2 protein-coding genes are annotated in these 2,164 nt (G+C 31.8%); both read right to left on the reverse strand.

Going from position 1 to position 2,164, the window contains the following annotated elements; translation table 11 throughout:
• Positions 1–96: 96 nt before the first annotated feature.
• On the reverse strand, positions 97–933 hold the full coding sequence (locus tag A9479_RS19365; protein ID WP_064664319.1) for a glycosyltransferase family 2 protein: 837 nt from the start codon (positions 931–933) through the stop codon (positions 97–99).
• A 69-nt stretch (positions 934–1,002) separates the two neighbouring features.
• A partial coding sequence (locus tag A9479_RS19370) for a CDP-glycerol glycerophosphotransferase family protein (protein ID WP_197487279.1) occupies positions 1,003–2,164 on the reverse strand: 1,162 nt, incomplete at its 5' end.

Raw genomic sequence — 2,164 nt, forward strand, 5'->3', positions numbered from 1 at the left:
ACCAATAAAGTAAAACTGGAAATTAAAGAACATTCCTTGTAAAACAATAAAAGTTATAAAGCTTACTTCAAAATGGGAGTTAAGAGAAAGTCTCATTTAATTCCTCAAACTATTAAATAAGCTTTTAAAAAAGGCCCTTTGTTGAGAAGTTCTAAATGATTTAAAATCAGACTTGACCGATGAAATATATAGCATAAAAATATACTTGTAATAACCCTTTAAAAAATACTTTTTCTTTATTTTTCTAGCATTTGTAAGCGAGTAATATAGAGCGTTTGCACTTCGTTCTGATGAATTAGGGGCTCTTTCAATAATAGTCTTTGTGGTAGAAATAGATCGGTAGCCTAGTTGCTTATAACGCATAGAAAGATCAACCTCCTCCCAATACATGAAGAAACTTGCATCAAATAAACCATATCTACCCACAACTGTACGTTTAACATACAAACACGACCCTGCGGCATAATCCGTTTGAACAATATCTTTCTCCGTTTTTTTATAGTTATTTATAAAACCCTTTAATTGAATAAAATCGTATAAGTGAGAGCCATTGGTATCAAGCGTTCTACACATTACTAAAGCTACTTTTTTTTCAGCTGCCGCACTTTGTAGCTCTGCTAACGTATTTTTACTAACAGTAACATCAGGATTAATTATAACTAGGTCACCCTCAAGATTATTTTTTTTAAGATAATCATACCCTGCGTTATTTCCCCCTGCATACCCTAAGTTTTTTTTGTTAATGACTATATGAAACTCTATAGCTGGAAATTGCATTGGAATAGCTAACAACTCAGCTTCATCTGCAGTAGCATTATGTATTAAAACGATACGAAAATCTGCTTCTTGTGAATAACTAATTGACTCAACTAAAGTATTCACTTCTGTGGCACTATTCCAGTTCAATATTAAAATATTAACTTTACTTTTCATTAAGCATTCCTGCAGTAGTAAATATAATTTTACTTTCTACTGTTTCTAAAAAATGTATTATAAAAGTGGCTATTTATTATTCTTTAAGCTTATCGCACGCTTAACAGCTTCATATACGTTAAGTGAATACTTATCTTTTTTGGTTTCTATAACATCATGAAAGCTTAATAAGGATGAAAACTCTTTATTTTTTAATGTTTGATTTTTCTTTTCCTCAATTAAACGTCCTATTAAAGTGGGCCAATTAAAGTAACAGTCGTTTGCAGGAATGATACTTTCATAATCAAAATATAGGTCTCTGTTACTTGCTAAGTAATCCTTTAGATCAAAAGGAGCAAAAATCATACTCCTACCGCTCAGCGAAAAATCAAACATAATACTTGAGTAATCAGTTATTAAACAATCAAAGCTATTAATGGCTTCATAAATATCAGGTACTGTAAACAGTTGTATTGACTGACATTCACTAATAACTTTCTTTAGCAAATCACTGGGTGAATTTGCTGGGTGAACCCTAATATATAAGTCAATACTATTGGCTACTAATAACTTATCAATTTCTTGTGCATCAAATTGGTATTTTTCAAATAAGTCTCCACCATGCGCCTCCACATCACGAAAAGTTGGCATGTAGATAGCTCGGTACTTTCGATTCACTTTCCTCGGTTTGGTAAACACGTCGTTTCTTGGAAAGCCCGTTTCAAAAATTTTATCTGAAGGCTCTCTAAATGCTGAGGAGAAAACTTTTGTACACTCCTTACCCGTTGAAATTATCATGTCATTACGAGTATTTGAAATGATTTCATATAACTTTGGATGTTTAATAGAGAATGATGTACTTTTTATAACTTTGTCATTATCAAAACCAATTTTTTTTAAAGCCATACCATGCCATAACTGCACCCTAAACGTTGTATAGCCTATAAAAAGAGGGTTAAGGTCTGCCCCCACAGAGTGAGTAAAAAATACAACAGAAGCCCTTGCCTGATAGTAAATCCCTAAAAGGCTTTTGTAATAATATGCGTTCACACCTTGGTTTCTTAGGTCATGTATAACCTTTTTATTTTTTCCAATCCAAATTACATTAATATCTTCATCATATTGGGATACATAATTGTATAAGTATTTCGAATTATCAGAAAACTGCTTACCGAACCAACTACCAAACACCCAAGTTTTTTTATTTTTTGGGACTAAAGTTGATAACGTTGCTACTATTAAATTTAATATA

This window comes from Pseudoalteromonas sp. MQS005 (assembly GCF_001661605.1).
GTDB lineage: Bacteria > Pseudomonadota > Gammaproteobacteria > Enterobacterales > Alteromonadaceae > Pseudoalteromonas > Pseudoalteromonas tetraodonis.

Bases quoted from the DNA above. Each gene is read 5' to 3' on its own strand.
- A9479_RS19365 (WP_064664319.1), bottom strand. From the start codon at position 933: ATGAAAAGTAAAGTTAATATTTTAATATTGAACTGGAATAGTGCCACA.